Here is a 25,605-nt window from a genome sequence, read left to right as displayed (position 1 = left end):
TTAAGCTTGAGGAGGAATCAGACTAGCAGTTTTTGTAGTACTATCCCAAACTATCCAACCAAATTGATTATCTAAATTATCGCTAGTATTTGATACTTTAAAATAGATTTTTTCACCACCTCTAGTTTCAATTGCAAAGTCAGAATTTTGAGCATATACTACTTTAAAACCTCTATCTCGTAGACAATACATAGCCCATGCTTTCAATGATTGCTTGGCTGGATCGTGAGGAACTGGAGGTTTTTTAATGACTTCTTCGATAACTTGATATATTTGCATTTTAGTCATTTTTCATTTGTCATTGGTCATTGGTTAGTAGGGGAGGCAGCGCGTTGCGGAGCCAGTGCGGTGGTGAGCCAGCGCTCTTGGTAGGGTTTCCCGCGTTGTAGCACCTGGCGTCACCTGGCGTCGGGTTCCCCCGGTTGTAGCGACTGCCGTGCGGGTTTTATGGATGATCTTTCGCGGAAATCGACAATTTATCTTTTAAACCCACCCGTACAGTGGTTAGTAGTTCTCCCTATCTCCTCTGCTCTCTCCGAAGTTCTGTGCCTTCTGGTGGAGGAGCTGAGTCGCAAGGCGACACACTGCGCTCACCGCGCAGCCATGCCCGCAGGGCTTGACGCTAACGGAGGAAGCCTCCCTCCGGGTTCGCAGTCGCCACAAGTCGGGGAACCCGCCCAAGGCGCTGCTCACCGCACCCTTACGGGAAGTCGCTACGCGCCTACAGACTTCTCTGTGCCGTTCCCTGTTCCCCTTTCCCGTGTCCCCGCGTCTTTGTGTTCCCTTGTCTCTCACTCTCTCAATCTTCCCCTACTCTGGATCGCAACGAATTTCGACCATAAAACCATCGGGATCATAAAAATATACACCACGTCCGGTGGGACGAGTAACTGGCCCGTGGGCAATTTCTATGTGGTTTTGTTTGATTACTTCGACAGCAGCATCAAATAATTGCGGATTTATATCAAAAGCTAAATGATAAGCTCTGGTAAAAGTGCGTTCTGGATCTGGATCGGGAGGTAACAATTCTGGTTGCCAAAATAAATCAAGGATAGTGCCATCCGGGGTGACAAAGTTAGCAACTTTACCCTGTGCTACTAATTCTTTCAAGGTAGCAGGAACCTGTTCACCTGTTAATTCATGCAAACCAAGAATAGCACCGTAAAAATGTCGAGAAGCTTGCATATCTTTTACATTTAAGGCAATGTGATGCACTCGACGCAAATCGCCTGGAGTAAGAACTTTACTAAGTGATGGAAAGCTAGATTGCATAGCAGAAATTAATTTACTTTCTTAAGATAGAAGACAAAAATTTTTATAGTTTATATATTCATACTTATGATTGTATTAACAATCTAAATTTAATATTTTTTATTTTTTAAACTACATCGATTGTTGGTGTAGTTATTCTAATCGAAGCCAGAGAAGCTCCGCCTCTCCGCCTCTATTTCTGTATTCTATAATTCTCAATTCTTTTTGAGTATGACATTTAACTATTCTTTGGATTTTCAGAATATCGATTTTCGTAATCATCCCGAACTATATCGTGTTGGCAAAGGCGAGCAAGGCGTACTTTTAGTAGAACCGTATAAATCAGAAATTCTGCCTTACTGGCGCTTCAAAACTCCAGATATTGCCAGAGAGTCTAGCCAAAAAATCTATGAAATATTTCTTGTCTATCTTGAGCAAGATGATTTTATCGGGGCAGATATGGCACGAAAATTTTTACAGATGGGTTATACGCGATCGCGTCGTTATGCCAATCATAAAAGTGGCAGAAAATATAAGAATAATCCACAAAGAGCAAGTTCTAAAGAAGAACAAATGCAAGCCCGTAAAGATATTTTACCTTATGAAGTAGATCCGCTAAAAGCCGAATCAGCAGCAATTTTTAAACAGAAGTGGATACAAGCCAAGACAAATGACAAATATCTCCAGCTTTTAGCAAAACATAAGCAGATGTACGAGCAAGAATAATGCTCTGATGCAAAGAAGACAAAACCAGCCTATAGTTTAACTTCCAGACTACTGGATTTTTGCTATCTGGTGAATTTTTAAGGGTAGACCGCGATATTTACCAACTATCTCTCGCTCAGAAAATTGCAGCTTGACATCATTAATTTGATAATTTCCACCGCGATATTTGTGGGTAATCTCATTTACCCTAGTCGAACTTTGAGAACTAACAGCTTCGTTGCTATCGCCATCATTGATTTGCTGTTGATTATTTCCGTCTAGCCTCAGTTTGTACTCATTTTGTTGTAAAAGTTTGCTAGTACTAACTAAGACAACAATTAGCATCAAAACCTGTATCTGCCAAGGTGCTAAAACCAAACTCAAAATCAAGCTAATAGCTGCAACAACACCTGTTAGTTGCCCGATCTCATCAGTACTTGTTTTGAAGATATAACCAGTTACTAAACCAGTCAAAAGCGGAATTAAAAACAACAAAGGCATTTCTCTTCACCTCTGAATCTAAACCAGAAGCGCCTAATAAACTGAATATTAAGGCTATTGCTAAGTAATCGTGTATTTAATTTTACAATTGTTTCTGTTAAATTTACAACACGTTATCATTAACAACAGTGTAAATCATAAAGATTTCAAAACGTTCTGATATATTAGCTTAACATTCTGTATTCATGCAATCAATCTTGCATATTACCAGTTTTTCCTACTGACGCCCGATGCTGAACATTCCTCAACTCTTAGCAACTGAACTCAACCTCAAGCCCTATCAGGTGCAAAATGCGCTAGAGCTTCTAGTGGAGGGTGCAACAGTTCCCTTTATTGCACGATACCGTAAAGAGCGTACAGGGGAAATGAATGAAGTTCAATTGCGCGATTTGGCAGATAGGTATTCTTACTTAACAGAATTAGAAGAACGTAAATCGGTAATTTTGAATGCGATCACGGAACAAGGTAAACTCACCGAGGAACTAAAAGCCAAAATAGAAGCTTGTTTACAAAAGACGGAACTAGAGGATTTATATTTACCCTACCGTCCCAAACGCCGCACTCGTGCTACCATCGCTAGAGAAAAAGGACTAGAACCACTAGCAGAATTCATCAAGTCGCTAAATACTAAAAACGCTGCCGCAGTATCTTTAGAACCAGAAGCAGCAAAATACATATCGCAAGAAAAACAAGTCAAAACAGCACAGGAAGCACTCAAGGGTGCTGCTGACATTCTTGCCGAAGAAGTAGCAGAAAAAGCAGAGTTACGTGCATATCTCAGAGAATATCTCCTAGAAGAAGGAATATTTGTCTCTCGCATCAAAGATGAGCACCCTGACGGTACAACCAAGTTCGAGATGTACCGTAACTATCAGGCAAAGGTGAGCAATATTGCACCTCACAATCTGTTGGCACTGTGTCGCGGTGAAAATGAGGGAATTTTGAGTTTTGATATTTCCTTTGATGAGGATGTAATACTCTCCTATTTAGAGTCCAAGGAAATTCACTCTAAACACCGCCCTCTTCGTAGCTTTTATCAAGAAATGCTCAAAGATGCATTTAACCGCTTGATGAAATCTTCTCTAATTGGCGAAGTAATTTCTGAGAAGAAACTGTACGCAGATGTTGAGTCTATCAAAACATTTGAGGCAAATTTGCGGGAGTTGCTACTATCTGCACCTGCGGGGATGAAACCCACAATGGCAGTAGATCCGGGATTTAGAACTGGCTGTAAAGTCTCTATTCTCGATCAGACAGGAAAATTTTTAGAATATCAAGCCATATTTCCCCACCAAGCACTAGAACAACGTGCTAAGTCTGCGCAAACTCTGAAAAATTTGATTGAAAAGTACAAGATAGAGTTAATTGCCATTGGTAATGGTACAGCATCTCGTGAGACAGATGAGTTTGTAGCTGAAGTATTGCAGACATTAGAGCGCAAACCAATTAAGGTAATAGTCAACGAGTCGGGTGCATCTATATATAGTGCTAGTAAAGTTGCAGCACAAGAATTTCCTGACTTAGATGTTACCGTGCGCGGAGCAATTAGTATCGGTCGTCGCTTACAAGATCCTTTAGCAGAACTAGTGAAAATCGATCCCAAATCTATCGGTGTGGGACAATATCAGCACGATGTCGATCAAAAATTGCTGAAAAAGAAATTAGATGAAACAGTAGAAAGCTGTGTCAACTACGTTGGTGTAGATTTGAATACCGCTTCCAAAGAACTTTTGACTTTCGTTTCTGGGATTACGCCCACCGTTGCCAACAACATCGTTACATATCGCAACCAAAACGGAGCCTTTAAAAATCGCCGGGAACTCCTGAAAGTACCAAAATTGGGGCCAAAAGCCTTTGAACAGGCAGCGGGTTTTCTGCGAATTCGTGGTGGTAATAACCCTTTAGATAATACTGCCGTACATCCAGAGAGTTACTCGGTAGTGGAAGCGATCGCCACTGACTTAAATGTACCCCTACAACAAGTCACGCAAATTGCCGAGAAACTCAAAAAAGCAAACCTGAAAAAATATGTCACCGATACCGTTGGTGAACCAACATTGCGCGACATCCTCAAAGAACTGGAAAAACCAGGCAGAGATCCCCGCGCTGAGTTTAAGTATGCCACCTTCAAAGAAGGAATCAAAGAAATTTCCGACTTGAAAGTGGGGATGGAATTAGAAGGTATAGTTACGAATGTTGCCAACTTTGGTGCATTTGTTGATATTGGCGTTCATCAAGATGGTTTAGTACATATCTCCCAACTTGCAGACAGGTTTGTAGACGATCCCAAGAAAGTCGTGAAGGTGGGACAAGTTGTGAAAGTGCGAGTCTTGGAAGTTAATGAGAAATTGAAGCGGATTGGTTTGTCGATGAAGGCTGTGAAGCAGTAGAAACTCTCTTCTTACATCATGTATAAAACTTTTTTGTAGTAAGGACTTTAGTCCTTGCTTTAAAGAGGACTTTGTTCCATCAGCTTTTTGGGGCGTTGTTCCATAAAGAAGAATATCGGTGAAAAATTCCATCTAATGTTCTAATTTGGATGTTATGCAGAAAATTTCTGTATATCAGCGATGAATATACTGAAAAGCTTGTACTTATGTACAAAATCAGGTAAATATGCCGAATAATTCCGTCCATTACCCAAAAAAGGGTGATAGTTAGAAAAGTTCTTGATATCCACCCCAAATCAGGTAGTTATCTGGAAAGTTTCTGTATAATAAGCGGATATTGATGATATCCGTAAATTTTCTTGATATTATGACTAAAATATCTGTAAAGCATTATTTGATTGGATCGGCTGGGGTGATAGACGGAAAGTTTCTGTCTAATAAATAGTTGGGCTGCTTTTAGTTATTGGTGGGTTAGCAGTCGAAATTCTCCAACAATGTTCAGAACTGAGCAGGAGTAGCTAAATGCTCAACAATAAACACAGCTTGACAAGTTTCGATTATATGCATATACATATTACATGAGCAACCAATCCCTTGAAGCTAAACTTGCTGGAGTGAGTCGAGTTCCTGCAACCTGTATGGGAATGCATGTTCGTCGAGCCTCACGAATTCTGACCCAGGTGTATGATGAGGCACTACGCCCAGTGGGTTTGATGTTAAACCAATTTACGCTACTAGTTTCCATTCATCTCGTTGAGTCTACGCCCATTACTCGCTTGGCTCAAGAGTTATTTACTGACCAAACGACCTTGACCCGAAATCTCAAGTTACTGGAGAAACGGGGGTTGGTCACGATCGAACCCGGCGAAGATCGGCGGATTAAATTGGTATCTCTAACTATTGAAGGTCAAGCGGTTCTGGCTCAGGCTCTACCTTTATGGGAGCAAGCTCAAGCCGAAGTGATGCGGCACTTTAGTCAACAAAAATGGCAAACGCTGCTATCGCTGTTGTCTGATGTAAAAACCGTGGGTTAGCCTAAAAATTTTCCCGAAATTATGTATATACATATAATTGCCGACACTGGAGGTTTCAATGGCTAAATTTGATCATCATCCTACTGTGCGGTGGTGGCGTGAGCAGTCTGCAAATAACCGATCTACAAGCGGATCTATAGGTGCAGCCCTGAATTCAGATGCACTCCGGACACTGTGTTTGGAGGCAGGTGCTGATGATGTGGGATTTGTGGAAATTCATCGATCTGCAATCTCTGACCAACAAGCAGACATCCTGACAGCATTTCCGCCGACCAAAACCTTAATTAGTTTTGTCTGCTGCATGAATCGAGAAAATGTTCGGACTCCAGCTCGGTCAATCGCAAATCTGGAATTTCATGCCAACTACGACCATGCCAATGAAGTAGCACGAAACCTGGTAAAAGTGCTAGAGCAAATGGGTGTTCGAGCGTTGAATCCATCTTCCGCGTTTCCAATGGAGATGGATCGCTTTCCGGGTAAAGTCTGGGTTGTCTCCCACAAGCCTATTGCTGTGGCGGCGGGATTGGGTCACATGGGCATTCATCGCAATGTCATCCACCCCAAGTTTGGTAACTTCATCGCACTTGGAACCGTTCTCATCGATGCAGAAGTCACGGACTATACTCATCCAATTGATTATAATCCCTGCATCGAGTGCAAATTGTGTGTAGTTGCCTGTCCGGTTGGTGCGATTGGGGCTGACGGTAATTTCAATTTTTCGGCGTGTTACACCCATAATTACCGAGAATTTATGAGCGGATTTACAGATTGGACGGAGACGATCGCACAAAGCAAAAGTGCCCATGACTATCGCAAAAAAGTCAGCGCTTCTGAATCAGCTTCAATGTGGCAAAGCTTATCTTTCAAAGCGAACTACAAAGCCGCCTATTGCATTGCAGCTTGTCCTGCTGGAGAAGATGTCATTGCACCCTTTTTGAGCGATCGTAAGGCATTCATCCAAGAAGTGGTCAAGCCCTTGCAGGATAAACTCGAAACAATTTACGTAGTGTCAGGATCAGATGCCGAGAGCTATGTTGCACGGCGCTTTCCTCATAAAACAGTGAAACGAGTAAGCAGTGGAATTCGTCCCCAATCGATTCAAGGTTTTCTCTTTGGATTGCCATTGCTCTTTCAACGGAATCAGTCCGAGGGGCTAAATGCAATTTATCACTTCACGTTCACTGGTGCTGAGTTTTGTTGTGCAACAGTGACGATTCAGAACAAAACAGTACAAGTTCAAGACGGTCACGTTGGGAAGGTTGATCTTGCTATCACGGCAGACAGCAAAACTTGGCTCGGTTTTCTTGCTAAGGAACAGAATCTGATTTGGGCGCTGTTGCAACGCAAAATTCGGATCAGTGGCTCTCCTAAGTTACTTCAAGCGTTTGGTAAATGTTTTCCTGCATGATGTGCTGTCTGATTTGTCCAATTGCTCAACAGGAACAAACTTATTAGGGAGATTTTAATGGAAAGAACACGACTGAGCTTGTTTTATCTTGTTGGATACCTGATTCCAAGCGGCATCATGCTTTTAGTTGCGCCGCATTTTGCGTTAAAACTCTTGCTTTCAAACAGTGATTACGGAAACATATTTCCTCGCACTGCTGGAATGCTGTTAATTGGGTTGGGAATAATGATTCTTCAAATGATTCGTCTCCGGCTGAGTTTGCTTTATTCTACAACTTTAATTGTGCGAAGCTTCTTTTTCGTCTGTCTACTCAGCTTTTACATGCTGAATCGCGATCCATTTTTTTTAGTCTTATTGGTTGTTCTCAGTATTGGAATTGTCTTGACTACAACTAGCTACGTTCTCGATAAACAGTATGCGTTGAAATCGAGTCAGAAGCTATAAGCAGGTTGCCGCGCAATTGGATAATTATAATTGTCCAATTTGTAAACAGTTGCGCCAGCAGCCCAACAACCGCGCTGCACCGGAACGAACTAATTTGGTCGATTGGGTTCCAAGTTTGCCTGCGTCCGGTGAGCGCGACCGTTAGCCGCCCAAAGCACATTAGAAAGAGTTTCGTATGCCGCGTTTCTCTACATTTGATCGACGCAACTACCGAACTGTAGCGGCGCGTGAAGGCTACTCTCAATGGGCTGCGACCTACGAGGACACCGTAAAGCGTGACATGGATCTGTGGTTGCTCGACCAGATCCAAAGCGTCAAGTGGAGTGCCGTCGAGCGTTGCGCGGATCTTGGCTGCGGAACGGGACGCACGGCCGATGGCTAGCGAGAAAGGGCGTACGGGAGATCGATGGTGTCGATGCCACGTCCGAGATGCTGGATCAGGATCGCAAACGGGACGTGTTCGCGTCCCTCCGCGTGGCGGATGTTTGCACGACCGGACTGCCAAAGGCTAGTTACGACTTGATCGTGACGTGCCAATCAGTTTCGCGTGGGTATGGCGGCGGTATGAGATTTGAGTCGATATTCGGTGCGGCTAACAATCGTGTTGCAGCGGAACGTGCCAGTCTTCTTCGTTAAGTTCGAGAGGTTGTCCATGTCCGGTGAGCGCGACCGTTACCGAAAGTTTACCAAAACTATTCTACAGAGGAGCGATCGCCCCAATACCTAATCGCTCACATACCAATACCAGTTTCTGCTGTAAGAGCTAGGGGAGAAAACTGTCTAGGAAGCGATCGCCCGATTGAAAACCTTTTGCTCGCTCAAAAGCTGCTGGACGGATGATCGGCTCCTGGGTTGGGTCTGTACAAAGAGGTTATCGGTCAAATGCGAATGTTAAACTTGACTCAGAAACACTAGGAGAGCGATCGCTGTGGCTTCTATCACCATTGATCTTTCAGATAGCCAATTTCAAAAGCTACAAGATTTGGCAGCAGTGTATGGTATTAGGCTTGAAGTTCTATTAAAGGTCAGCTTGGAGGATTGGCTCAATTCTCAAAAGAGCGAGTTTGTTGATGCAGCCAATTATGTGCTGACAAAAAATGCTGAATTGTATCGGCGTTTAGCATAATGCGTTTTCTGATGTTAATCGAGGTGTTAGAACTACATCGTAGAGTCATTGAGCAATCCGGTGGAGCATTCGGTATCCGAGATGTAGGGTTGTTGGAGTCAGCCATCGCTCAACCCCGAATGACGTTTGGTGGAGAAGAACTGTACCCAAGCTTGCTTGAGAAAGCAGCAGCATTAGGGTTTTCTATCATCATGAACCATCCATTTGTAGATGGAAACAAACGTACAGGTCATGCTGCGACAGAGACTTTTCTTGTTCTGAATGGAATAGAAATTAACGCCTCTGTGGATGAGCAAGAGCGTGTGGTGTTGGCGATCGCATCGGGTGAGCTGGGGCGCGAGGCATTTGTAGAATGGTTGCAGCGGAACACAACCACCAGCTAACAAGTCGTTGGGGTGGTGAACCAAACCTCTTCTGCTTCTTTTCAATGATATTGGCCGCTGCTCAACTTGGTCGTTACCGAGAGTTTACCAAAACTGTGCTACAAATGAACGATCGCAGCAGTACCTGATCGCTCAATTGAAAATCCCAAGCACTAGGAGAAGAATGCGATCGCCTCTGACTTAAATCCACCATGACAACCTTGAAACATAGCGAGTAGTTTTTGCTCGTATTGCATTAATTTCTCGTCCCAAACCGATATTTCAAACCTCTCGATCTAGAAACACGCATTGGATGAAAAATCGGGATTTGTTGAGAAGCAGATATTTTTTTCTGAACTATCACATGAGTTAAAAAAGCTTCAACCTCATCTATTTCTATCTCTTTGAGATAAAGCTTATTTTTGAAAAATATACAACGTCGTGTTCAACCAATATAAGTTTTCTCAGGATTATAGGAATAATAAAGCAGTTGCCAGGTAGATTAGGACATCAACTTATGCTCAAAGCAAGAAATCAAGGGAGTTTCAATTCTGTTCCCTGTTCCCTGCTATATTTGAAGCGAATTAAATTCTGAGCTAATTTCATCAACTTCTTCGCACATTTATGCATAAATTAAGATTTAGAAAAAGTTTGTATATTCCCTTAATACAAAATCATAGGCGGAAACTTTCTATATATTTATGTCAAATCAGGTAAATCAGTGGAAAGATTCTGTATATTTTTAATATTCCAATAATAATCTTACTAACATAACTTATCAGTTCTACATTTCGTTCACTGGAACACTTAGCAATTTTATATGTGGAAACTGTTAATACAAGAAATATCCTGATAGTAAGAGGAGAACTTTTAATAATGGTTAGTCAAAAAACGATTGAAATAGTTAAAGCAACTGCACCGATTATTAAAGAAAAAGGTGAAGAGATTACTAGGCGGATGTATCAAATTGCATTTGAAGAGCGGCCTGATTACAAACGCAGCTTTGAAACTACTTGGATGCAGCATCTAGACGGTGGTGGGCAAGCACACAAGTTAGCTGCGGCTGTTTATGCCTATGCTACTCATATTGACCGCTTAGATGAGTTAGCTCTGGCGGTAGAGACAATTGCCCATCGTCATGTAGAGACTCGCATACTTCCTGAGCAGTATCCGCTAATAGGTGAAAAGCTTTTGCAAGCTATGAAAGATGTTTTGCAAGATGCCGCAACTGATGAAGTTATCTTGGCGTGGGCTGAAGCCTATGATGCTTTAGCAAACATCTTTATTCAAAAAGAGAAGGTGATCTACAAACAAGAGGATCAAGAACTAACTGAGCAATTGGCAAGAGCTAACAACCTTGGTGCATCGGACTGACCAAAGCATACTAGCAAACTGCTTGCAATACCAATTCACTATTGGGAGCAGAAGCACAGGGTGGGGCGATGTAATATGCTTCCTACCCTGCGGCCCTGCCCTGAAGTTGATTTTATTCCTGCTTCAGCTAGCCTTTGATCAACCAGGTATTCAAACCTGCGGGTGCTTGCACTTTGGCTAAACTCTGTTGTAACTCATCGCCTTCTAGTACCTCTTTCTCTAACAGGGCTTGGGTTGTAGACTCCAGCAAGTCACGGTTGAGTTGCAGAATTTCCAAAGCCATATCGTGAGCTTTATCAATGTTCTGTTTGACTTGGCGATCAATCTCCGCTGCAACTTCCGCACTAATTGACCGTCGAGAACTGTTGCCTTGCAGGAATTGTGATGAATTCTTTTCAAAGGCAACTGGCCCAAGGGTATTGCTCATACCATATTGAGTGACGGCACGCTCGGCTAGATCCGTCGCTTTTTGAATGTCGTCGCTGGCTCCCGTAGAAACTTTACCAAAGACAATTTCCTCTGCCGCTCGTCCACCAAGCAAGGTTGCAAGTTGCCCACGCAATTCATCTTCTAGCAGCAAGAAGCGATCGCCCTCTGGCATTTGCAAGGTATAGCCCAATGCTCCCAATCCACGAGGCACAATCGAAATTTTGGAGACTTTACCACCACTAGGCATAAGTGCGCCAACAAGAGCATGCCCAACCTCGTGATACGCCACTGTCTGCCGTTCTAGGGGAGTGAGAATCCGCGATCGCTTTTCCAATCCTGCAATCACCCGTTCGATCGCCTCTTGAAAATCACTCATGAAAACCACCTGATGATTTTTGCGGGCTGCCATCAGCGCCGCTTCATTGACAAGGTTGGCTAAATCTGCACCAGCGAAACCGGGGGTTTGGGCAGCGATCACCTCTAGATCTACATCTTTACTAAGGGACACCGAGCGCGCATGTACCCGCAAGATTTCTAATCTGCCGCTTTTGTCGGGGCGATCGACTAAAACTTGGCGATCAAAGCGACCAGGGCGAAGTAGGGCAGGGTCAAGAATTTCAGGACGGTTCGTGGCTGCAATCACAATCACACCATTATTGCCATCAAAGCCATCCATTTCCGTCAGCAATTGGTTTAAGGTTTGTTCCCGCTCATCATTGCCACCAATAGGATTGTTACCACGAGTTTTGCCGATCGCATCCAGTTCATCAATAAAAATAATACAGGGAGCCTGACGCTTCGCTTGGTTAAACAAGTCACGTACCCGTGATGCACCCACACCTACAAAGACTTCAACAAATTCCGAGCCGGACATACTCAGGAAAGGAACCCCTGCTTCACCAGCAACGGCTTTCGCCAATAGAGTCTTACCTGTTCCGGGAGGCCCAACTAAGAGCACACCTTTGGGGATTTTCGCCCCAATCTTGCGGTACTTTTCGCCATTGGACAGAAAGTCAACAACCTCTTGAAGTTCTTGCTTGGCTTCATCTGCACCTGCTACATCTGCGAATGTCGTACCTGTCTTGCCCCGACTGTAAACCCGTGCATTACTTTTACCCATGCCCATGCCAACGCCTACACTACCACCTGTATTGGTAAATTTCAAAAGCCATGCAAATACACCCACCAGCATCCCGGTAGAAAGGAGTAAGCCAATGATGCCTGCGGAGTTCGCAGAGTTATCAGGGATAGTAATAAATTCTACGTTATGGCTCCGTAAAAGTCTGGAGATATCTTCAATTTGTCCAGAGAATTCGGTGTAGTAGCGCTGGCTGCCAAATTCGGGTTTGAGAGTGTATTCAATGCGATCGGGCTTTATGGTAACCCATTGTACCTGGAAAGATTTGACCTGCTCAATAAATTTGCTGTAAGTCGATTGTGAACTGGTTTCCGTCTTCATAGAACCGATTCCTAGTGCAGATAAGGGGAACATTAAGAAGTCGGAAATCTAAATTTCTTTCACATTCGGACTTCTTACTATCTTGATTTTGCTGTAACTGCTTTGGGGGCAACAGATGGGATTACTCCACTATTTTTAGGGTTTTCCGTATGCCACAAGTTAATCTAGTTTTCGCGTGTTAGCTCAAAACAGTCCTCTCCTTTCAGGGCATTCCCTACGCCACACCGCCACTTGGAAACTTGCGCTGGCGATCGCCTCAGATTTCCAATCTGATCAAGATTTGAGATGTAGTTAAAGTTGTATTATGCATGAAAGTAGTTTGTAAGTCTTTACAACAATGGAAAAAGTTCTGATTGTTACAGGTGGTAGTCGTGGTATTGGTGCTGCTACTGCCTGTCTTGCTGCCGAGCAAAGTTATGCTGTTTGCATCAATTATCTTCGTAATCAAGAGGCTGCAAATAAGATTGTCGATTCTATTAAGCACGGTGGAGGTAGGGCGATCGCAATAGCTGCTGATGTTGCTTCCGAGACGGATGTGATTGATCTATTTAATCAGGTGGATCAACAGTTAGGAAAAGTGACTGCACTTGTCAATAATGCTGGAATTCTGGAGCCGCAAACAAGAGTAGAGAATATGGATGCTGCCCGCTTGCAGCGAATTTTGACAACAAATATCATCGGAAGTTTTCTGTGTGCAAGAGAAGCCGTTAAACGGATGTCTACCAAACATGGTGGTAGAGGCGGAGCAATTGTTAATGTCTCCTCAGCAGCTTCTCGTCTCGGTTCTCCTGGTGAGTATGTAGACTATGCTGCTTCCAAAGGAGCAATTGATACAATGACGATTGGATTAGCAAAGGAAGTTGCCGATGAGGGTATTCGTGTGAATGCTGTACGTCCGGGTTTTATTTACACTGATATTCATGCAAGCGGTGGTGAACCAAATCGTGTGGAGCGAGTAAAAGAATTTGTCCCAATGAAGCGAGGTGGGCAAGCAATTGAAGTTGCAAAAGCAATTTTGTGGTTGCTTTCGGATGAAGCTTCGTACACAACAGCTTCTTTTATAGACATTAGTGGGGGTAAGTAACCGCAGCCCACAATCCCCATGCACGCGACTAGCCGCCTTCTCATCGGTATAACGAACTTACCGATGCTGCTGGGAGAAATTCAATTAATTCGCCATCTGGTTAAATATTGTTTTGAAGCCAACGCCGAGAGGTTGTCTGCATCGGCTCAACTGCACGATGTTTAATTCGCTCTATAGGCTTTTGGTGTCATGCCTGTAAATTGCCGAAACTGTTTGCTCAAATGGCTGTGACTGTTGAAACCACACTCTAAGGCAATGTCCATAATTGATAGATTAGTTTGTTTCAAAAACTGCTTTGCCCGTTCTATTCTTTGCTGGATCAGGTATTGGTAAGGAGCCGTACCGAGCGATCGCTTAAATAGATGGCTGAAATGAAATTGGCTGATGCCCAGCAATTGAGCTAAATCTGCAAGCTTGATGTCTTGATGGAGATGTTCGTTGATGTATTCCAAGACTTGCAGCAATTGGCGCTCAGATAATCCACTCTCATAAGTCTGAAAATGAGGTTTAGCAGCAGCGTATTGTCTGAGTAGATGTACTGCCAAAACATTTGCCAGTGATTCAATGTAGAGCCTCCCACCTAAATTTTCTTGTTGCAGTTCACAGAGAAACATCATAGCGATCGCCTCAATTTGAGGATCGCGAATCCGAAATTCGGGTAGTAATTCCAGCTGATCTGGATTCATCGCTAGAGCTTCTGTGGCAACGCTCTCGATGAAACTGGATACAACCCGAATCTGCAAGTAGTGATCATCTTGATCCCAACGTGCAAAAAGTGGCGTCTTTGCAGGCGTTACAGAAATATCGCCTTTCGCGTACAATCCTGCATGAGTTTTGTCTCCCTGAATTTGCAGCAAGCGAATTGGACGAGGGGCAAGAGATAGATAAATCGTATGTTCATCGCTGTAATGACACCTCGCCTCACCGGGAGGTTGTTGGAACTCCTCGACCAGAATATTTTCCCAGCCCTGAGCCTGGCTAGACAAGATGGGCAAGTAGGTTGTTTCTGTCTTCTGATTGATGGCTGGATTTGTCATGATGCAAAACCCAATTTAGCTGATTTGAGAATAGGGGCTAGAGAAAAGAGATTTTCACTGATTCGTTGTGGGATCAAATCACATGGGTGTTTGATTTGATTGTATTCGCTTCGGGAGAGATTAAGAGCTTACAGACTGAAAACTAGTAGCAAGATTTTGATAGTTGCACAGGAATTAGATAGCCAATGACAGGTAATTTATCTAAGCTGAAATAGCGATTGTTCGTGAAGAACTATGAGATATTTGTTACACATTCATTCTAGTTTGTGTGGTGAGCATCGGCGAAGTTTCTCGAAACGAAAATCGAACTCTCAAAAGACTTACAAGAGAATTTGTAGAGGCTTGGCAGCTGTCTAATATCGTCACCTATCGAGTTCGATAGATGATAACGTGGAGGAAGCGAAGAAGATGAACATACTTATTTTCGGATCAACAGGTAACATCGGTCGCCAGCTTGTTAAGCAAGCTCTTGAGCAGGAATACACTGTCACGGCATTTGCCCGCGATCCTGCAAAGCTCGACATCAAGCACCCAAACCTGAAGATTGTTCAGGGCGATGTAATGGATTTCACATCGGTGGAGAAGGCGGTGCAAGATCAAGATGCAGTGCTGTGTGCGATCGGAGCAGGTAGGAATGGAACAATCAGATCAGAAGGGACACGACATATTATCCGCGCAATGGAGAAAGCGGGCGTTCGACGTTTGATCTGCCAAACAACTCTTGGAGTCGGAGATAGTTGGGGTAATCTAAACTTCTTCTGGAAGTACATTATGTTTGGATTTTTATTGCGTCAAGCGTATGCAGATCATGTGAAGCAAGAGAGCTACATCAAGCAAAGCCACCTGGATTGGACAATCATCCGTCCGGGAGCCTTTATAGACGGGAATCGCACTAACAACTATCGGCATGGCTTTCCAGGCACCGATAAGACAACAAAGCTCAAAATCTCTCGCGCTGATGTCGTAGATTTCATGTTAAAGCAATTGACGGATGATTTATATCTTCACAAGACACCGGGTTTGTCGTATTAAAAGCTTATATGATGACTTTTTTTAGTCTGTAGATAGGTGTTTCAGCAGCCAAGTAGACTAAAGTTATCTATGAGCAGGTACAAGATGCGAGCCAACACCAATATGAGTATTCAAGCAGCATACGATCATTGGTCAGCTACATACGATATTGACGAAAACCTGACGCGCGATCTGGATCGAGTAGTCACCAGAGAAACCTTAATGGGTTTAAGGTGTAAATCAGTGATTGAAATTGGCTGTGGCACGGGTAAAAATACACTTCTGCTTTCACAAATTGCTGAAAAAGTCTATGCGATCGATTTTTCAGCACGCATGATCGAAAAGGCGAAAGAGAAAGTCACCTCAGCTAACGTAATTTTTGTTACAGGAGACATCACCAAGCCATGGACTTGTAGCAATGAGTCTGCTAATTTGATTACCTGCAATCTTGTTCTAGAACATATCGAAGACCTCTCATTTATATTTTCAGAAGTATTTCGTGTATTAGTCAAAGGGGGATATTTCTTCATCTGTGAACTCCATCCATTTAGACAATATCGAGGAACACAAGCTAATTTTCAGAGAAATCAAGAGGTGATTAAAATCCCAGCATTTGTACATCACATTTCAGATTTTTTGAACACAGCAAAAAATCATGGTTTCATGTTTGAAGACTTCAAAGAATGGTGGCACGAACAGGAGCAAAATAAACTACCCAGACTTGCATCATTCTTGTTCAGGAAGTGAAGGCGCTATCGAACAGTATGCACTTCAAAGCTAAATACTTGTTGAAACTCAGATTAGACGTTGACGCGATCGCCTCATTAATTTAGCAGTTATAATTTTTGAAGTGAAAATTCATATCGAATTAATGAGGACAGTGAATGGAAGTTTTCTTGGCTAGTATTCAACATCTTGAGAGTTTGTCGATACTGTTTGATCGATATCGTGTTTTTTATCAGCAGACATCAGATATTGAAGCTGCCAAGAAGTTTTTACAAGAGCGTTTCAATAATAATGACTCGGTTGTGTTTGCAGTTGCTAACAATGGGGAAATGGTTGGATTTACTCAGCTTTATCCTAGCTTTTCTTCTGTGTCCATGAAACGGATATGGATATTCAACGATTTGTATGTGGAAGAACCGTATCGTAGGAAAGGAATCGCAAATTTATTGATGAATGCAGCAGAAAAGTATGCAAAGGAGAGTGGTGCAGTTCGAGTCATTTTAGCTACTCAGATTGCTAACACAAACGCGCAAAAACTCTACGAATCGCGGGGATACACTAAGGATAAAGAATTTTACCATTACGCTTTACAATTGCAGTAGCAGTAATACAACCCTGTTTTTACAGCACTTTGTCGCAAATAGTTATAAAGTTTTATGGAGATTAGAAGACTCCAGGAAAATGATTACCCGCTGCTATCCTCTGCTATCCAACTTTTGATACCAGAAGAGGATCGGGATGATAGTATAGCTAGCAGTTCCCATTTGATGCGAGCTTTGGCAGATAAAAATTGCTATTTTATTGTTTGTTTGATTGACTCATCTCCAGTTGGGTATTTAAGCGCCTTTCGTTTTCCTGCTATAGAAAATGATGTATTTTACGTCTACCTTTACGACATCATTGTAGACGAAAAATTCAGGAATAAAGGGCTAGGTTCACGAATGATAGCAGAACTAAAGAAGTATTGTAAGGAAGATGGGGTTGAGCACATATGGGTTGGAACATCATTAGAGAATGAGGCTGCACGGAAAACTTTTGAGAACACAGGCGCACAGAAAGTCAGTGAAACCTACATTGAATACATCTACAGGATTAACATCGAGGTGTGATTCACACTAGTAAAAGAATATTTACAACGCTCTGCGAGATGATGGTGTTTATCTGATGCAGGATATCCAACCCACGATTTTATGAACGACAACTACATCATCAAAAAATAAAATAACATTATGTGCAAATTCTGCGCGATCGCATCACTCTCCCAAAACCGAAGCAATACCCAATCTCTCTCTCGTTGGAGAATGCCTACTCCTCAACGCGATCGCTTTGAACAGAAATTTGGATCGGATGCTCAAATGTCAACTGTCACAACTAGCAGCACTCATTCGTCTCATCTATGAAAGCCTATTTTATGAAGAGGTTGCCGAGATGCAGAGCCGAATGGAGCTTGGAAAAACGAATGCAGCCGCTTATCAAGCAATGTTGCACCTAGAACGATATGTTCAAGGCAGTAGCATCGAGCCAACACTGTTGGAACTAATTAAAATTCGAGCATCACAAATTAATGGCTGTGCATTTTGCATCGATATGCACACTAAAGATGCCAGAGTTAATGGGGAAACTGAACAACGGATTTACGCTCTCAATGCGTGGCGGGAGACTCCATTTTTTACCCCAGAGGAACGGGCAGTTCTCGCGTTGACAGAAGCCGTGACTTTGATTGCAACTGACCATGTTTCAGATGAAATCTACAATGAAGTGAGCCGTCATTTTGCGACCGATGAAATAGCAAACCTGTTGATGGCGATCGTCACGATTAACGGCTGGAATCGGATTGCAATTACTACTCGGATGCTTTCTGGCAGCTATGAGCCGCAACCATTATAGGAGAGGAAAGCGGCTGTTGAAACACTTCCTGCATAAGGAACCTGGGAGAGTGAAAGCCTTCTTCCTCATTCTCCCAAAACCGGAGTATCAGTCAATCAATACACGCTCAGGGAGTAGTAAAGATGCAACGCATTATTCGATATGCCACTATCACCGTCATCATGCATGCTATTGTCGTAGTCCTACATGGTTTAGCCCACGAGAAAATACCTGTTCCGTTGTCTACGCTGCAAAGTCTATTTGTCGTTTCTATCATTGTGTTAGCTCCGATCGCTGCCATGATTTTACTTTGGGCATCATTTCAGCAGGTTGGTAGCTGGTTGTTGTTGAGTTCAATGGTTGGAGCATTTCTATTTGGTGTTTATAATCATTTCATTGCAATCAGTCCCGATCATATCTCCCAAATTCCGTTTACTGGTTGGGGTGTCCTCTTCCATATCACTGCTATTCTTCTATTCTTAACAGAAGGGCTTGGAAGTGCAGTAGGCGCGTGGGCATTGAGTACTTTAAAGCAAACAGAGCAGGTTTTATGAGTCATCTCGAAACCTTTAAGGAGCATCGCCCTCTTTTATTTGCGATCGCCTACCGGATGTTGGGAACGGTTACTGATGCTGAAGATATGGTACAAGAAACCTTTTTGCGCTGGCAGCAAACAGCCCAAGTTACAGTAAAGTCTGCCAAAACCTATTTGTCAACAATTATCACCCGTCTGTGTATTGACTATCTGCGTTCTGCCCGTGTGCAACGAGAGCAGTATGTAGGGACGTGGCTACCCGAACCGATTGTAACTCAAAAATCCGATGATCCAGCTGCCATGTTAGAGTTGGCAGATTCCCTTTCAATCGCATTTCTCGTCGTTCTGGAACGCTTATCGCCCATCGAGCGAGCCGTATTTCTGCTGCGAGAAGTCTTTGAGTATGACTACGACGAAATTGCAAAGATGGTAGGGAAAAGTCCAGCCAACTGCCGCCAAATTCTGCGGCGATCGCGCCAGCATATCACGGCTCAACGTCCCCGCTTTCCGGTTTCCCATCAACAACAAGAGCAAGTTACAACGCAATTTCTGGAAGCTTCTACCCAGGGAAATTTGCAAGGGTTGCTGGCACTTCTAGCAAAAGATGTCACCTATTGGTCAGATGGTGGAGGAAAGGTTGCTGCTGCCTTGAAACCGCTACAGGGGTCAATGAAAGTCGCTCGGTTTTTGCTGGCGATTCGCAGCAAATGGCTTGCTGAGGCGGTTAATCACATCATCGACATTAATGAACAGCCTGGCATAATCACGTTCGTTAATAACTGCATTCACAGCGTAACGACATTTGAAATTGTGGATGGCTATATTCAATCTGTCTACACTGTCATAAATCCAGAGAAGTTGAAGCGAATTATGGCAAATCTACCTTTATGAAAATTTACTCAAAAGCTTAAATGTAGCATTAAGAAGTCTGTCCCATTAATTTTGTTGGCTAGCAGTTCCCCGACTTATTGAAAAAAGTTGGGGATATGAGCATCTTAACTCCTTAGAACTAATAAGACAAACCACTAATACTTTTGATAATTTGCTGATAATTTTCTATACGCACGCGATCGCATCGCCATGAGCGTGACGAGCAGTCCGATTAATCCAGTCACTATAAATAAAAGCGCGATCCCTCGATCTGTTCCAGTTCCGAACCAAGTACCAATGAGATCCACGCCAGCACCTGTTGTCATAAAGGGGATGAATATAAATTGTGCGATCGGGCCGATTGTAAAAGCAGTCAGAGGCGATGCCGCTTGCTCGATGCTTTGGGCAAAACCGAATACTCGACCTTGACGTTCAGGCGGTATCACTGTTTGGAGAATGGTTTGTTCTGAAGCTTCAACAACTGGAATGAGGCATAAGTAAATAAATAAGCCAATTGTCAGCAGTACGATGGACGCTTGAATCGTAAAGAAAATGGCAATTATCCACATGACAATATTTGCCAAAAAAAGCGTTCGCAGCGGGCTTTTTCCTAAGCCTTTCTTGGCGACAACTAACCCGCCAACGATAAATCCTAAACTCAAAAAACCCCACAAAATGCCCCAGACTTGTACAGAAACGAGTGACAAACCGTAGGCATCCATCAGAGACATGAAAACTCCGCCTAAGAAATTATTGAAGGTATTGAAAAAAATCAGTGCAAAAAGTCCGGGAACGAGATGTATGACTCGAATCGTGCCACGAATATCAATATGGTTCGTGTGAGCTTCAGTATGAATGATTTTCTGTTCCGAAATGGGTACTGTCCATAAATGCACGATCGCGAGAATAGTCAGTCCAATTGAGAAAACAAGCATCCAAAATACGCCAAGAAAACCGATTACTAAACCGCTAAAAGTGGAAGCAACAAGAAATCCTACGCCATTGATCGTGCCAACCAGACCATTTGCTTTATCTCGTTTTGGTTCGGGAATTACAATCGTTACGAGTGTTGAAAGTGCGATCGTCCGTAAATTGCCAGCGATCGCACCAAGAAGTGCGAGGATGATGAATACCCAAAGAATGATACTAGAAGTATCAGTAAAAACTGATGGTGGAGTAGAAACAAAAATAATATATGCAAGTAAGTATAAAACGAGAGAACAGGTACTTGAAAGCATCATAGCTGTTTTCTTTTTATACCTATCCACCACAGATCCGAGAAAAAATCCAGAAATGGCGACTGTCACGAGATATACGCCCGCCATAATTGAGGTAGCAAGCACTGACTTGGTTTGAAGATACACCCAAAACGTGACGGCAAACCACACAAATGTATTAGTCAGCGAAGCCACAAGTGAGTTGGCTAAAACGGCATAAAAAAGTTTTGTCATACGTTGTATATCTCAAATCCGACAATTTTAGCGATCGGTGCGACTAGGTGAAAATTTATGCAAAAATGCCATTAATGCCGGAACAGCAGTTGGAGTCAGGATTGTAGAGAATGCCAAGCACAATTTCTAGCTCAAAAAACTTAGAACATCGTGTTTCTCCTTTTGCCATAGCCTTCTTAGGGTAGCGACCACGATTTCTATCTGCTTCACCCAACCGACTCACCCGATCAGGTGAAGTTTTAATTAATTCACATTTCACAGCAAACTATTAAATCAAACATAACCTCACTCCTCTAAACTGCGCGATCGCATAGGTGGCATCACTGGTTTCATGCGCCCATGCTCTGAATTTGGGCTTCTAGGCCTTTTTGCCTGTACCAAGGGCAGGGCGCTCATCTGACACCAAAGCAGAACACTTGTTGCTTAATCATCGAGTTCTTTTATTATACTACGCTAAATTACATTTGTAGTCTAAAAATTCAATAATACTCGAAGAACTTAATCGACGGCTGATTTTATCAGTGTTTTCAGTAGTATCCGTACCCACGCCGCATTCAGTATGGGTAGTCTTTGCCACGCTCGGTTTAGATATTTGCAGAATTCACTCATGATATCCATATCTCGATAGACACTCTACCTTCATGAAACTTTACTCAAAAACTGAAGTCACGCGCTAAAATGAAGTCATTTCAACTACGCCTAAGTAGCTTGGCTGGATAAGGAGGCTGTGAGTTATGGTGACAAACGAGGCTCTGAGGGTTAATCTGGCTGGAGAAGACGGTCTTTCAATTTACCCAAACAAAGCACTCCTGTCTAATAATTCAACAGATTGGGGTGGACTCTACCTGCAATATCACCGCCAACCGCCCCCTGAAATGCTTGAAAATTTTTGTCCACAGCATCGCCTGATCGTTCACGATCGCACCTCGCGATCGCCCATCGTTGAAACCTTTGAAGGACTCAACCAGTTGTATCCGATGAGCCAGGGGACGGTGAGAGTGTTACCCGCGAATGCTCGAACCCAAGCGTATTGGCAGACAGAGCATCAGTTTATAGTGCTGGCATTTGAACCAGAGTTGTTGGCACAGCACATGGCCCAGACAACCGATGTCAGCGATGTAGAACTGCTTCCTATCATCAATCTTTGCGATCCGCTGATTCACAGCATGGGGTTAGCGCTGAAAGCAGAATTGGAGTCCGGTGGAATTGGCGGGCGTTTGTATGTTGATGCCATGACAACTGCATTGATGGCACATCTGTTGCGGCATTATTCTGCTCATAAATATTCGCTGTCCCCAATTGTTAGTGGTTTACCTAGACACACACTGCGGCAAGTGGTGGACTATATCCACGAACATCTGGATCAAGATTTGACATTGGCGACACTAGCGGCGATCGCTCGCATGAGTCAGAGTTATTTTTCCCGGTTGTTCAAACAATCCACAAAGTTGTCACCCCATCAGTATGTGATTCAATGTCGCGTTGATCGCGCCAAGCAGTTGTTGCGACAGGGCGAATTTAGTATTGCAGAAATTGCTTATTCTTTGGGGTTTACTCATCAAAGCCACTTGAGCCATCACTTCAAACGTCTGACTGGCAGTAGTCCTAAAGCATTTCTCAACAAATAGATAAGAATTTGCTCAAAAGTACAAGAATATGCAAGACGCTGATTCTAGAGATTTTACATACTGAACTCATCACTATTAGAAAGCAGATATTGCCTCTTACACAAAGATAGAAACCTGACACAAGGCGCAGAGGTATCAACTGATGAAAGAATTCATGCTTTCCCTGGTAGCAGGCTGGATCGTTGGTGTTCTGTTTGGGTGGCTGAAACTGCCGTTACCTGCACCTCCTCTGATGGGATTCGTAGGAGCGCTGGGGATTCTATTTGGTGCTTGGTCGATCGAACAATTAAAACACTTTTTGCTTCGCTAATTTTAGAGTTTCAAATTTACACCTATGGAGGAATCTACTATGTACTATAAGCAGTGGGTTTGCAAAGTTTGTGGCTATAACATGATTGGTGAGATGCCTGATGTCTGTCCGTTCTGCGGAGCACGCCACGATCGGTTTGTCACTTGGGATGAGGCAGAGCAGACTTATCGAGTCACACCGCATCGCGTCAATGACGATGTCACGCAGTTGTTATCTGTGCCTCGTCTTGGTTTTGAACATGCTGCTTATCGCATTGAAACAGATGAAGGTGCCGTCTGGATTGATTGTCCATCAGCATTCAATCGAGACTTGGAGCCAGTAAAAGCGATTTACTTTACTCACAAGGATTTTATGGGTGCATCCAATCAGTATCGCGATCTCTGGGGTGCAAAAGTTTATCTGCACATTTTTGATGCGGAACATCCGCTGGCTAAACCATTTCCGGTTGATCGCCCCTTCGACGGTGACTTTACTGAGCACGGCATTGAAGCATTTCATATTGGTGGGCACACACCGGGCTTTACCATGTATATCTATGGCAAGGTGTTGTTTATTTGTGACTATGCATTCCCTCCAGGATCTAGGATGCGACTCAATCCTTTTGGCCCACAAGACGAGACGCGCGATCGCGCCGCACGGATACTAGAGATTATTTCTGAGCGATCGCTCCAGACTGTATGCGGATATAACTTTATCGCAGAATTTGATAGCTGGCGTGAGGATTTCAAGCAACTTCTCGATCGAGTTAAACAAACAAGTAAGCTGCATTGAATATTCAGCGATCGCATTCTTCTCACTAGCGCTTGGGGTTTTCAATCGAGCGATCGCTTCCTAGACAGTTTTCACCTCTTGTTCTTTGAGCAAGAGGTAGTATCTATATGTGAGCAGTTCAAATAAATTCAACACGCCCACGCATTTCTTCCACATCTAACCACTCCCAAATTAAAATCAAGCTGCGTATGATCTCACCAATTGAGCGACTACCCTGACTACAGTAGACAATGCCAGCATGAGTAACACCTGCTTGATGGAAGCGGAGAAAATCTGCATCTTGAGTGAAAATTACTCTACTCTCAGCCAGTGTAAACGCTAGTTGTTGTTCATCTGAGACAGATATTAATCCTTGTTCTGGGGTGGTTGTAACATCAATACCACGACGGCGTAATCCGTCTGCAATGACGTTACTAACATTTTCATCTAAGTGAAATTTAATCTTCCCGGACATCTCGATTGCCTAGTTTTTGCAACAAAAGCGAATGAGTTTGCGCCTGCAACTGTTTAGCAAACTCTTCATCTTCTAGAATTTGTTGCCTTATTTCCTCAAGATGATCGTGATAATATGCCAACGCCGCATACACATCAGCCAAGGTGATGCTGGGATACTGCGATACTATCTCATCTGGCGAAAATCCCAGTCGTTCGTGCCAGATGACAATATCCTGCACTCGAATCCGATGTCCAGCAATACGCGGTTTACCACTACATACACCAGGCGTGATTTCGATGTGTTCAGAAATAACTGACTCCATAAATAAACCCGCCTTTTAGCCACGACGCTTTACAAATACTCCTATTATGGCTTTTTTGGGGTGTTTATAAGGGTCGTGTGATTGAAAATTACTCCATATTCTACTCACACAACCACCAGAGCGGACGGGGATAATCTTTGCAACTCAACCATACTAAAACGTTCTGGTGCAGCGCGATTGTTAGATTTCAGCATTTAGGATCTATGCCTGCTTGACAATGCTAATCGATTAATCCTTCTGTTGCATATTAATTTCTCCGATGTTCACCGCATTTGAAAGCTTTAGAATCCACTCAATTGCAGAAATGATATCTGTAAGAGGGATCGGAACTTGCTGCTCAAATCTACCTTCTTCAATATCTGCCATTACTTCTTCTGTAGCGACATTTCCAGGGTTAATAACTGTAACACCAATCTTGTAATCACGTAGAGCTATCTTTAAAGCTTGTGCTGCGCCTCGCAATCCGAATTTTGATGCTGTATTAGCTACCTCGATTGATGCAGCATTATCTAGACCAGATAATGAGCCGATAAATATAGCTCTTGGATTATTCGATCTAACAAGATTTTTGGTGAGTTGTTTAGTTAGTTCAATAGGAGCAATTGTATTTACAGCTATCACATAACGAGTTTCTCGATCAGGACTTTGCATGAAGTTGTATCGCTCCGTAAACGCACCTTCTTCCCACACTCCACCCATAAATAACAGTGCATCCAAGCGAGATTCACCAACACTATCAATAACTGATCGTATCCCTTCTGCTGTGGAAATATCTGCTTGAATCCACTCTCCTGCAACAGGCTGGCTCCTTGAAACAGAAAGCACATACTCACCTTTTTGAGCAAAATGTTGAGCAACAGCTGCACCAATGCCTCGACTGGCTCCTACAACAAGAAGTTGCTTTTTCTCTAATTCCATTTCGATATTTCGTAATGATGCTTTGATTGACATCTAACGGCATAGTTGAGCGGCAACCGACCAACGTGAAACGAAGAAGAAGGCTTTGTTCGCCGCTCTAACTTCAATGATCGGGTTTAGTATGGCTAAAATCGCTTCAGCGTCATCGAGTTGAGCG

At 43.2% G+C, this 25,605-nt stretch carries 32 protein-coding genes and 1 pseudogene; 23 read left to right on the top strand and 10 right to left on the bottom strand.

Annotated features, from left to right (window positions below):
• Both U2718_RS10905 and U2718_RS10900 read right to left on the bottom strand, forming a co-directional pair.
• Positions 1-288, bottom strand: a complete 288-nt coding sequence (locus tag U2718_RS10905; RefSeq protein WP_342003137.1) for a hypothetical protein — start codon at positions 286-288, stop codon at positions 1-3.
• 522 nt (positions 289-810) lie between these two features.
• Complete coding sequence (locus U2718_RS10900) at positions 811-1,272, bottom strand: VOC family protein (protein ID WP_342003138.1); 462 nt, start codon at positions 1,270-1,272, stop codon at positions 811-813.
• 210 nt (positions 1,273-1,482) lie between these two features.
• Between U2718_RS10900 and U2718_RS10895 the strand changes: the two genes are divergently transcribed.
• Positions 1,483-1,977 (top strand): DUF4385 domain-containing protein, encoded by a 495-nt coding sequence (locus tag U2718_RS10895; RefSeq protein WP_342003139.1) that lies wholly within the window; start codon positions 1,483-1,485, stop codon positions 1,975-1,977.
• A 48-nt stretch (positions 1,978-2,025) separates the two neighbouring features.
• Here U2718_RS10895 and U2718_RS10890 read toward each other — a convergent pair whose 3' ends face one another.
• Positions 2,026-2,457: a DUF4278 domain-containing protein gene (locus U2718_RS10890; RefSeq protein WP_342003140.1), complete on the bottom strand. Its 432-nt coding sequence runs from the start codon at positions 2,455-2,457 to the stop codon at positions 2,026-2,028.
• A 230-nt stretch (positions 2,458-2,687) separates the two neighbouring features.
• Between U2718_RS10890 and U2718_RS10885 the strand changes: the two genes are divergently transcribed.
• From U2718_RS10885 to U2718_RS10850, 8 genes are all read left to right on the top strand, one after another.
• A complete protein-coding gene (locus U2718_RS10885; protein WP_342003141.1) occupies positions 2,688-4,847 on the top strand; it encodes a Tex family protein in 2,160 nt (719 codons plus the stop codon).
• Between the two features lie 578 nt (positions 4,848-5,425).
• Complete coding sequence (locus U2718_RS10880) at positions 5,426-5,881, top strand: MarR family winged helix-turn-helix transcriptional regulator (RefSeq protein ID WP_342003142.1); 456 nt, start codon at positions 5,426-5,428, stop codon at positions 5,879-5,881.
• A gap of 58 nt (positions 5,882-5,939) precedes the next feature.
• Positions 5,940-7,289, top strand: coding sequence for an SCP2 sterol-binding domain-containing protein (locus tag U2718_RS10875; protein WP_342003143.1), 1,350 nt, complete (start codon positions 5,940-5,942; stop codon positions 7,287-7,289).
• A gap of 57 nt (positions 7,290-7,346) precedes the next feature.
• Positions 7,347-7,733 (top strand): hypothetical protein, encoded by a 387-nt coding sequence (locus U2718_RS10870; protein WP_342003144.1) that lies wholly within the window; start codon positions 7,347-7,349, stop codon positions 7,731-7,733.
• A 288-nt stretch (positions 7,734-8,021) separates the two neighbouring features.
• A complete protein-coding gene (locus tag U2718_RS10865) occupies positions 8,022-8,369 on the top strand; it encodes a methyltransferase domain-containing protein (protein WP_411813267.1) in 348 nt (115 codons plus the stop codon).
• Positions 8,370-8,661: 292 nt separating this feature from the next.
• Positions 8,662-8,859, top strand: a complete 198-nt coding sequence (locus U2718_RS10860; protein WP_342003146.1) for a DNA-binding protein — start codon at positions 8,662-8,664, stop codon at positions 8,857-8,859.
• Between the two features lie 11 nt (positions 8,860-8,870).
• Entirely contained in the window at positions 8,871-9,242 is a 372-nt protein-coding gene (locus U2718_RS10855) for a type II toxin-antitoxin system death-on-curing family toxin (RefSeq protein ID WP_342003147.1), read from the top strand.
• Positions 9,243-10,097: 855 nt separating this feature from the next.
• A complete protein-coding gene (locus U2718_RS10850) occupies positions 10,098-10,595 on the top strand; it encodes a globin domain-containing protein (protein WP_342003148.1) in 498 nt (165 codons plus the stop codon).
• A 127-nt stretch (positions 10,596-10,722) separates the two neighbouring features.
• Here U2718_RS10850 and ftsH read toward each other — a convergent pair whose 3' ends face one another.
• Positions 10,723-12,516: an ATP-dependent zinc metalloprotease FtsH gene (ftsH, locus tag U2718_RS10845; RefSeq protein WP_411813266.1), complete on the bottom strand. Its 1,794-nt coding sequence runs from the start codon at positions 12,514-12,516 to the stop codon at positions 10,723-10,725.
• A 164-nt stretch (positions 12,517-12,680) separates the two neighbouring features.
• Here ftsH and U2718_RS10840 point away from each other — a divergent pair.
• From U2718_RS10840 to U2718_RS10830, 3 genes and pseudogenes are all read left to right on the top strand, one after another.
• Positions 12,681-12,767 (top strand): annotated as a pseudogene (locus tag U2718_RS10840) (carboxylesterase family protein); the annotation flags it as partial.
• 53 nt (positions 12,768-12,820) lie between these two features.
• Positions 12,821-13,567: an SDR family oxidoreductase gene (locus U2718_RS10835; protein ID WP_342003150.1), complete on the top strand. Its 747-nt coding sequence runs from the start codon at positions 12,821-12,823 to the stop codon at positions 13,565-13,567.
• Positions 13,568-13,585: 18 nt separating this feature from the next.
• Positions 13,586-13,732, top strand: a complete 147-nt coding sequence (locus U2718_RS10830) for a hypothetical protein (RefSeq protein ID WP_342003151.1) — start codon at positions 13,586-13,588, stop codon at positions 13,730-13,732.
• Here U2718_RS10830 and U2718_RS10825 read toward each other — a convergent pair.
• A complete protein-coding gene (locus tag U2718_RS10825; protein WP_342003152.1) occupies positions 13,729-14,604 on the bottom strand; it encodes an AraC family transcriptional regulator in 876 nt (291 codons plus the stop codon). The two genes, U2718_RS10830 and U2718_RS10825, sit on opposite strands and share 4 nt — an antisense overlap.
• A 408-nt stretch (positions 14,605-15,012) precedes the next feature.
• Between U2718_RS10825 and U2718_RS10820 the strand changes: the two genes are divergently transcribed.
• The 8 genes from U2718_RS10820 to U2718_RS10785 all read left to right on the top strand — a co-directional run bounded on the left by U2718_RS10820 (position 15,013) and on the right by U2718_RS10785 (position 19,633).
• Complete coding sequence (locus U2718_RS10820) at positions 15,013-15,636, top strand: SDR family oxidoreductase (RefSeq protein WP_342003153.1); 624 nt, start codon at positions 15,013-15,015, stop codon at positions 15,634-15,636.
• 84 nt (positions 15,637-15,720) lie between these two features.
• The gene (locus U2718_RS10815) at positions 15,721-16,362 is read left to right on the top strand and encodes a class I SAM-dependent methyltransferase (protein ID WP_342003154.1); all 642 of its coding nucleotides are present in this window, start codon (positions 15,721-15,723) and stop codon (positions 16,360-16,362) included.
• 137 nt (positions 16,363-16,499) lie between these two features.
• Complete coding sequence (locus U2718_RS10810) at positions 16,500-16,943, top strand: GNAT family N-acetyltransferase (RefSeq protein ID WP_342003155.1); 444 nt, start codon at positions 16,500-16,502, stop codon at positions 16,941-16,943.
• Positions 16,944-16,997: 54 nt separating this feature from the next.
• Complete coding sequence (locus tag U2718_RS10805; RefSeq protein ID WP_342003156.1) at positions 16,998-17,450, top strand: GNAT family N-acetyltransferase; 453 nt, start codon at positions 16,998-17,000, stop codon at positions 17,448-17,450.
• Positions 17,451-17,570: 120 nt separating this feature from the next.
• On the top strand, positions 17,571-17,741 hold the full coding sequence (locus tag U2718_RS10800; RefSeq protein WP_342003157.1) for a hypothetical protein: 171 nt from the start codon (positions 17,571-17,573) through the stop codon (positions 17,739-17,741).
• Positions 17,689-18,228, top strand: a complete 540-nt coding sequence (locus U2718_RS10795; RefSeq protein WP_342003158.1) for a carboxymuconolactone decarboxylase family protein — start codon at positions 17,689-17,691, stop codon at positions 18,226-18,228. The genes U2718_RS10800 and U2718_RS10795 overlap by 53 nt, the downstream gene beginning before the upstream one ends.
• A 122-nt stretch (positions 18,229-18,350) precedes the next feature.
• Positions 18,351-18,761, top strand: coding sequence for a hypothetical protein (locus tag U2718_RS10790; RefSeq protein ID WP_342003159.1), 411 nt, complete (start codon positions 18,351-18,353; stop codon positions 18,759-18,761).
• The gene (locus tag U2718_RS10785; RefSeq protein ID WP_342003160.1) at positions 18,758-19,633 is read left to right on the top strand and encodes an RNA polymerase sigma-70 factor; all 876 of its coding nucleotides are present in this window, start codon (positions 18,758-18,760) and stop codon (positions 19,631-19,633) included. The genes U2718_RS10790 and U2718_RS10785 overlap by 4 nt, the downstream gene beginning before the upstream one ends.
• 134 nt (positions 19,634-19,767) lie before the next feature.
• On the opposite strand, the gene U2718_RS10780 is transcribed toward U2718_RS10785, so the two are convergent.
• Positions 19,768-21,063 carry an MFS transporter gene (locus tag U2718_RS10780; protein ID WP_342003161.1) on the bottom strand — a complete coding sequence of 432 codons (1,296 nt, stop codon included), beginning with the start codon at positions 21,061-21,063 and terminating at the stop codon, positions 19,768-19,770.
• 55 nt (positions 21,064-21,118) lie between these two features.
• Entirely contained in the window at positions 21,119-21,322 is a 204-nt protein-coding gene (locus U2718_RS10775; RefSeq protein ID WP_342003162.1) for a hypothetical protein, read from the bottom strand.
• A gap of 475 nt (positions 21,323-21,797) precedes the next feature.
• Between U2718_RS10775 and U2718_RS10770 the strand changes: the two genes are divergently transcribed.
• The 3 genes from U2718_RS10770 to U2718_RS10760 all read left to right on the top strand — a co-directional run bounded on the left by U2718_RS10770 (position 21,798) and on the right by U2718_RS10760 (position 23,772).
• Positions 21,798-22,691, top strand: a complete 894-nt coding sequence (locus U2718_RS10770; protein ID WP_016876129.1) for a helix-turn-helix domain-containing protein — start codon at positions 21,798-21,800, stop codon at positions 22,689-22,691.
• 154 nt (positions 22,692-22,845) lie between these two features.
• On the top strand, positions 22,846-23,001 hold the full coding sequence (locus U2718_RS10765) for a DUF1427 family protein (protein WP_235082990.1): 156 nt from the start codon (positions 22,846-22,848) through the stop codon (positions 22,999-23,001).
• Positions 23,002-23,040: 39 nt separating this feature from the next.
• Positions 23,041-23,772 carry a rubredoxin-like domain-containing protein gene (locus U2718_RS10760; protein WP_342003163.1) on the top strand — a complete coding sequence of 244 codons (732 nt, stop codon included), beginning with the start codon at positions 23,041-23,043 and terminating at the stop codon, positions 23,770-23,772.
• Between the two features lie 118 nt (positions 23,773-23,890).
• Here the strand turns inward: U2718_RS10760 and U2718_RS10755 are convergent, their stop codons facing one another.
• The 3 genes from U2718_RS10755 to U2718_RS10745 form a co-directional block, all read right to left on the bottom strand.
• A complete protein-coding gene (locus U2718_RS10755) occupies positions 23,891-24,226 on the bottom strand; it encodes a DUF5615 family PIN-like protein (protein ID WP_342003164.1) in 336 nt (111 codons plus the stop codon).
• Positions 24,210-24,530, bottom strand: coding sequence for a DUF433 domain-containing protein (locus U2718_RS10750; RefSeq protein ID WP_277128051.1), 321 nt, complete (start codon positions 24,528-24,530; stop codon positions 24,210-24,212). Before U2718_RS10750 ends, U2718_RS10755 begins: the two co-directional genes overlap by 17 nt.
• 228 nt (positions 24,531-24,758) lie before the next feature.
• Positions 24,759-25,481 (bottom strand): SDR family oxidoreductase, encoded by a 723-nt coding sequence (locus U2718_RS10745; protein ID WP_342003165.1) that lies wholly within the window; start codon positions 25,479-25,481, stop codon positions 24,759-24,761.
• Positions 25,482-25,605 lie beyond the last annotated feature (124 nt).

The sequence above is a fragment of the Chlorogloeopsis sp. ULAP02 genome (assembly GCF_038404745.2).
In the GTDB taxonomy this organism is placed as follows: Bacteria; Cyanobacteriota; Cyanobacteriia; order Cyanobacteriales; family Nostocaceae; genus Chlorogloeopsis.
The sequence above is the reverse complement of the archived record's forward strand: the minus strand, read 5'-3'. Positions and strand labels throughout refer to the sequence as shown.

Excerpts from the sequence above, each read along its gene's own strand:
- U2718_RS10870 (WP_342003144.1), top strand. The coding sequence starts at position 7,347 with ATGGAAAGAACACGACTGAGCTTGTTTTATCTTGTTGGATACCTGATT.
- U2718_RS10905 (WP_342003137.1), bottom strand. The coding sequence starts at position 288 with ATGACTAAAATGCAAATATATCAAGTTATCGAAGAAGTCATTAAAAAA.
- U2718_RS10875 (WP_342003143.1), top strand. The coding sequence starts at position 5,940 with ATGGCTAAATTTGATCATCATCCTACTGTGCGGTGGTGGCGTGAGCAG.
- U2718_RS10810 (WP_342003155.1), top strand. The coding sequence starts at position 16,500 with ATGGAAGTTTTCTTGGCTAGTATTCAACATCTTGAGAGTTTGTCGATA.
- U2718_RS10890 (WP_342003140.1), bottom strand. The coding sequence starts at position 2,457 with ATGCCTTTGTTGTTTTTAATTCCGCTTTTGACTGGTTTAGTAACTGGT.
- U2718_RS10815 (WP_342003154.1), top strand. The coding sequence starts at position 15,721 with ATGCGAGCCAACACCAATATGAGTATTCAAGCAGCATACGATCATTGG.
- U2718_RS10880 (WP_342003142.1), top strand. The coding sequence starts at position 5,426 with ATGAGCAACCAATCCCTTGAAGCTAAACTTGCTGGAGTGAGTCGAGTT.
- U2718_RS10825 (WP_342003152.1), bottom strand. The coding sequence starts at position 14,604 with ATGACAAATCCAGCCATCAATCAGAAGACAGAAACAACCTACTTGCCC.
- U2718_RS10820 (WP_342003153.1), top strand. The coding sequence starts at position 15,013 with ATGAACATACTTATTTTCGGATCAACAGGTAACATCGGTCGCCAGCTT.
- U2718_RS10895 (WP_342003139.1), top strand. The coding sequence starts at position 1,483 with ATGACATTTAACTATTCTTTGGATTTTCAGAATATCGATTTTCGTAAT.
- U2718_RS10790 (WP_342003159.1), top strand. The coding sequence starts at position 18,351 with ATGCAACGCATTATTCGATATGCCACTATCACCGTCATCATGCATGCT.
- U2718_RS10885 (WP_342003141.1), top strand. The coding sequence starts at position 2,688 with ATGCTGAACATTCCTCAACTCTTAGCAACTGAACTCAACCTCAAGCCC.
- U2718_RS10765 (WP_235082990.1), top strand. The coding sequence starts at position 22,846 with ATGCTTTCCCTGGTAGCAGGCTGGATCGTTGGTGTTCTGTTTGGGTGG.
- U2718_RS10750 (WP_277128051.1), bottom strand. The coding sequence starts at position 24,530 with ATGGAGTCAGTTATTTCTGAACACATCGAAATCACGCCTGGTGTATGT.
- U2718_RS10755 (WP_342003164.1), bottom strand. The coding sequence starts at position 24,226 with ATGTCCGGGAAGATTAAATTTCACTTAGATGAAAATGTTAGTAACGTC.
- U2718_RS10780 (WP_342003161.1), bottom strand. The coding sequence starts at position 21,063 with ATGACAAAACTTTTTTATGCCGTTTTAGCCAACTCACTTGTGGCTTCG.
- U2718_RS10785 (WP_342003160.1), top strand. The coding sequence starts at position 18,758 with ATGAGTCATCTCGAAACCTTTAAGGAGCATCGCCCTCTTTTATTTGCG.
- U2718_RS10760 (WP_342003163.1), top strand. The coding sequence starts at position 23,041 with ATGTACTATAAGCAGTGGGTTTGCAAAGTTTGTGGCTATAACATGATT.
- U2718_RS10795 (WP_342003158.1), top strand. The coding sequence starts at position 17,689 with ATGCTCAAATGTCAACTGTCACAACTAGCAGCACTCATTCGTCTCATC.
- U2718_RS10850 (WP_342003148.1), top strand. The coding sequence starts at position 10,098 with ATGGTTAGTCAAAAAACGATTGAAATAGTTAAAGCAACTGCACCGATT.
- U2718_RS10855 (WP_342003147.1), top strand. The coding sequence starts at position 8,871 with ATGTTAATCGAGGTGTTAGAACTACATCGTAGAGTCATTGAGCAATCC.
- U2718_RS10745 (WP_342003165.1), bottom strand. The coding sequence starts at position 25,481 with ATGTCAATCAAAGCATCATTACGAAATATCGAAATGGAATTAGAGAAA.
- U2718_RS10830 (WP_342003151.1), top strand. The coding sequence starts at position 13,586 with ATGCACGCGACTAGCCGCCTTCTCATCGGTATAACGAACTTACCGATG.
- U2718_RS10900 (WP_342003138.1), bottom strand. The coding sequence starts at position 1,272 with ATGCAATCTAGCTTTCCATCACTTAGTAAAGTTCTTACTCCAGGCGAT.
- U2718_RS10770 (WP_016876129.1), top strand. The coding sequence starts at position 21,798 with ATGGTGACAAACGAGGCTCTGAGGGTTAATCTGGCTGGAGAAGACGGT.
- U2718_RS10800 (WP_342003157.1), top strand. The coding sequence starts at position 17,571 with ATGTGCAAATTCTGCGCGATCGCATCACTCTCCCAAAACCGAAGCAAT.
- U2718_RS10805 (WP_342003156.1), top strand. The coding sequence starts at position 16,998 with ATGGAGATTAGAAGACTCCAGGAAAATGATTACCCGCTGCTATCCTCT.
- U2718_RS10835 (WP_342003150.1), top strand. The coding sequence starts at position 12,821 with ATGGAAAAAGTTCTGATTGTTACAGGTGGTAGTCGTGGTATTGGTGCT.
- ftsH (WP_411813266.1), bottom strand. The coding sequence starts at position 12,516 with ATGTTCCCCTTATCTGCACTAGGAATCGGTTCTATGAAGACGGAAACC.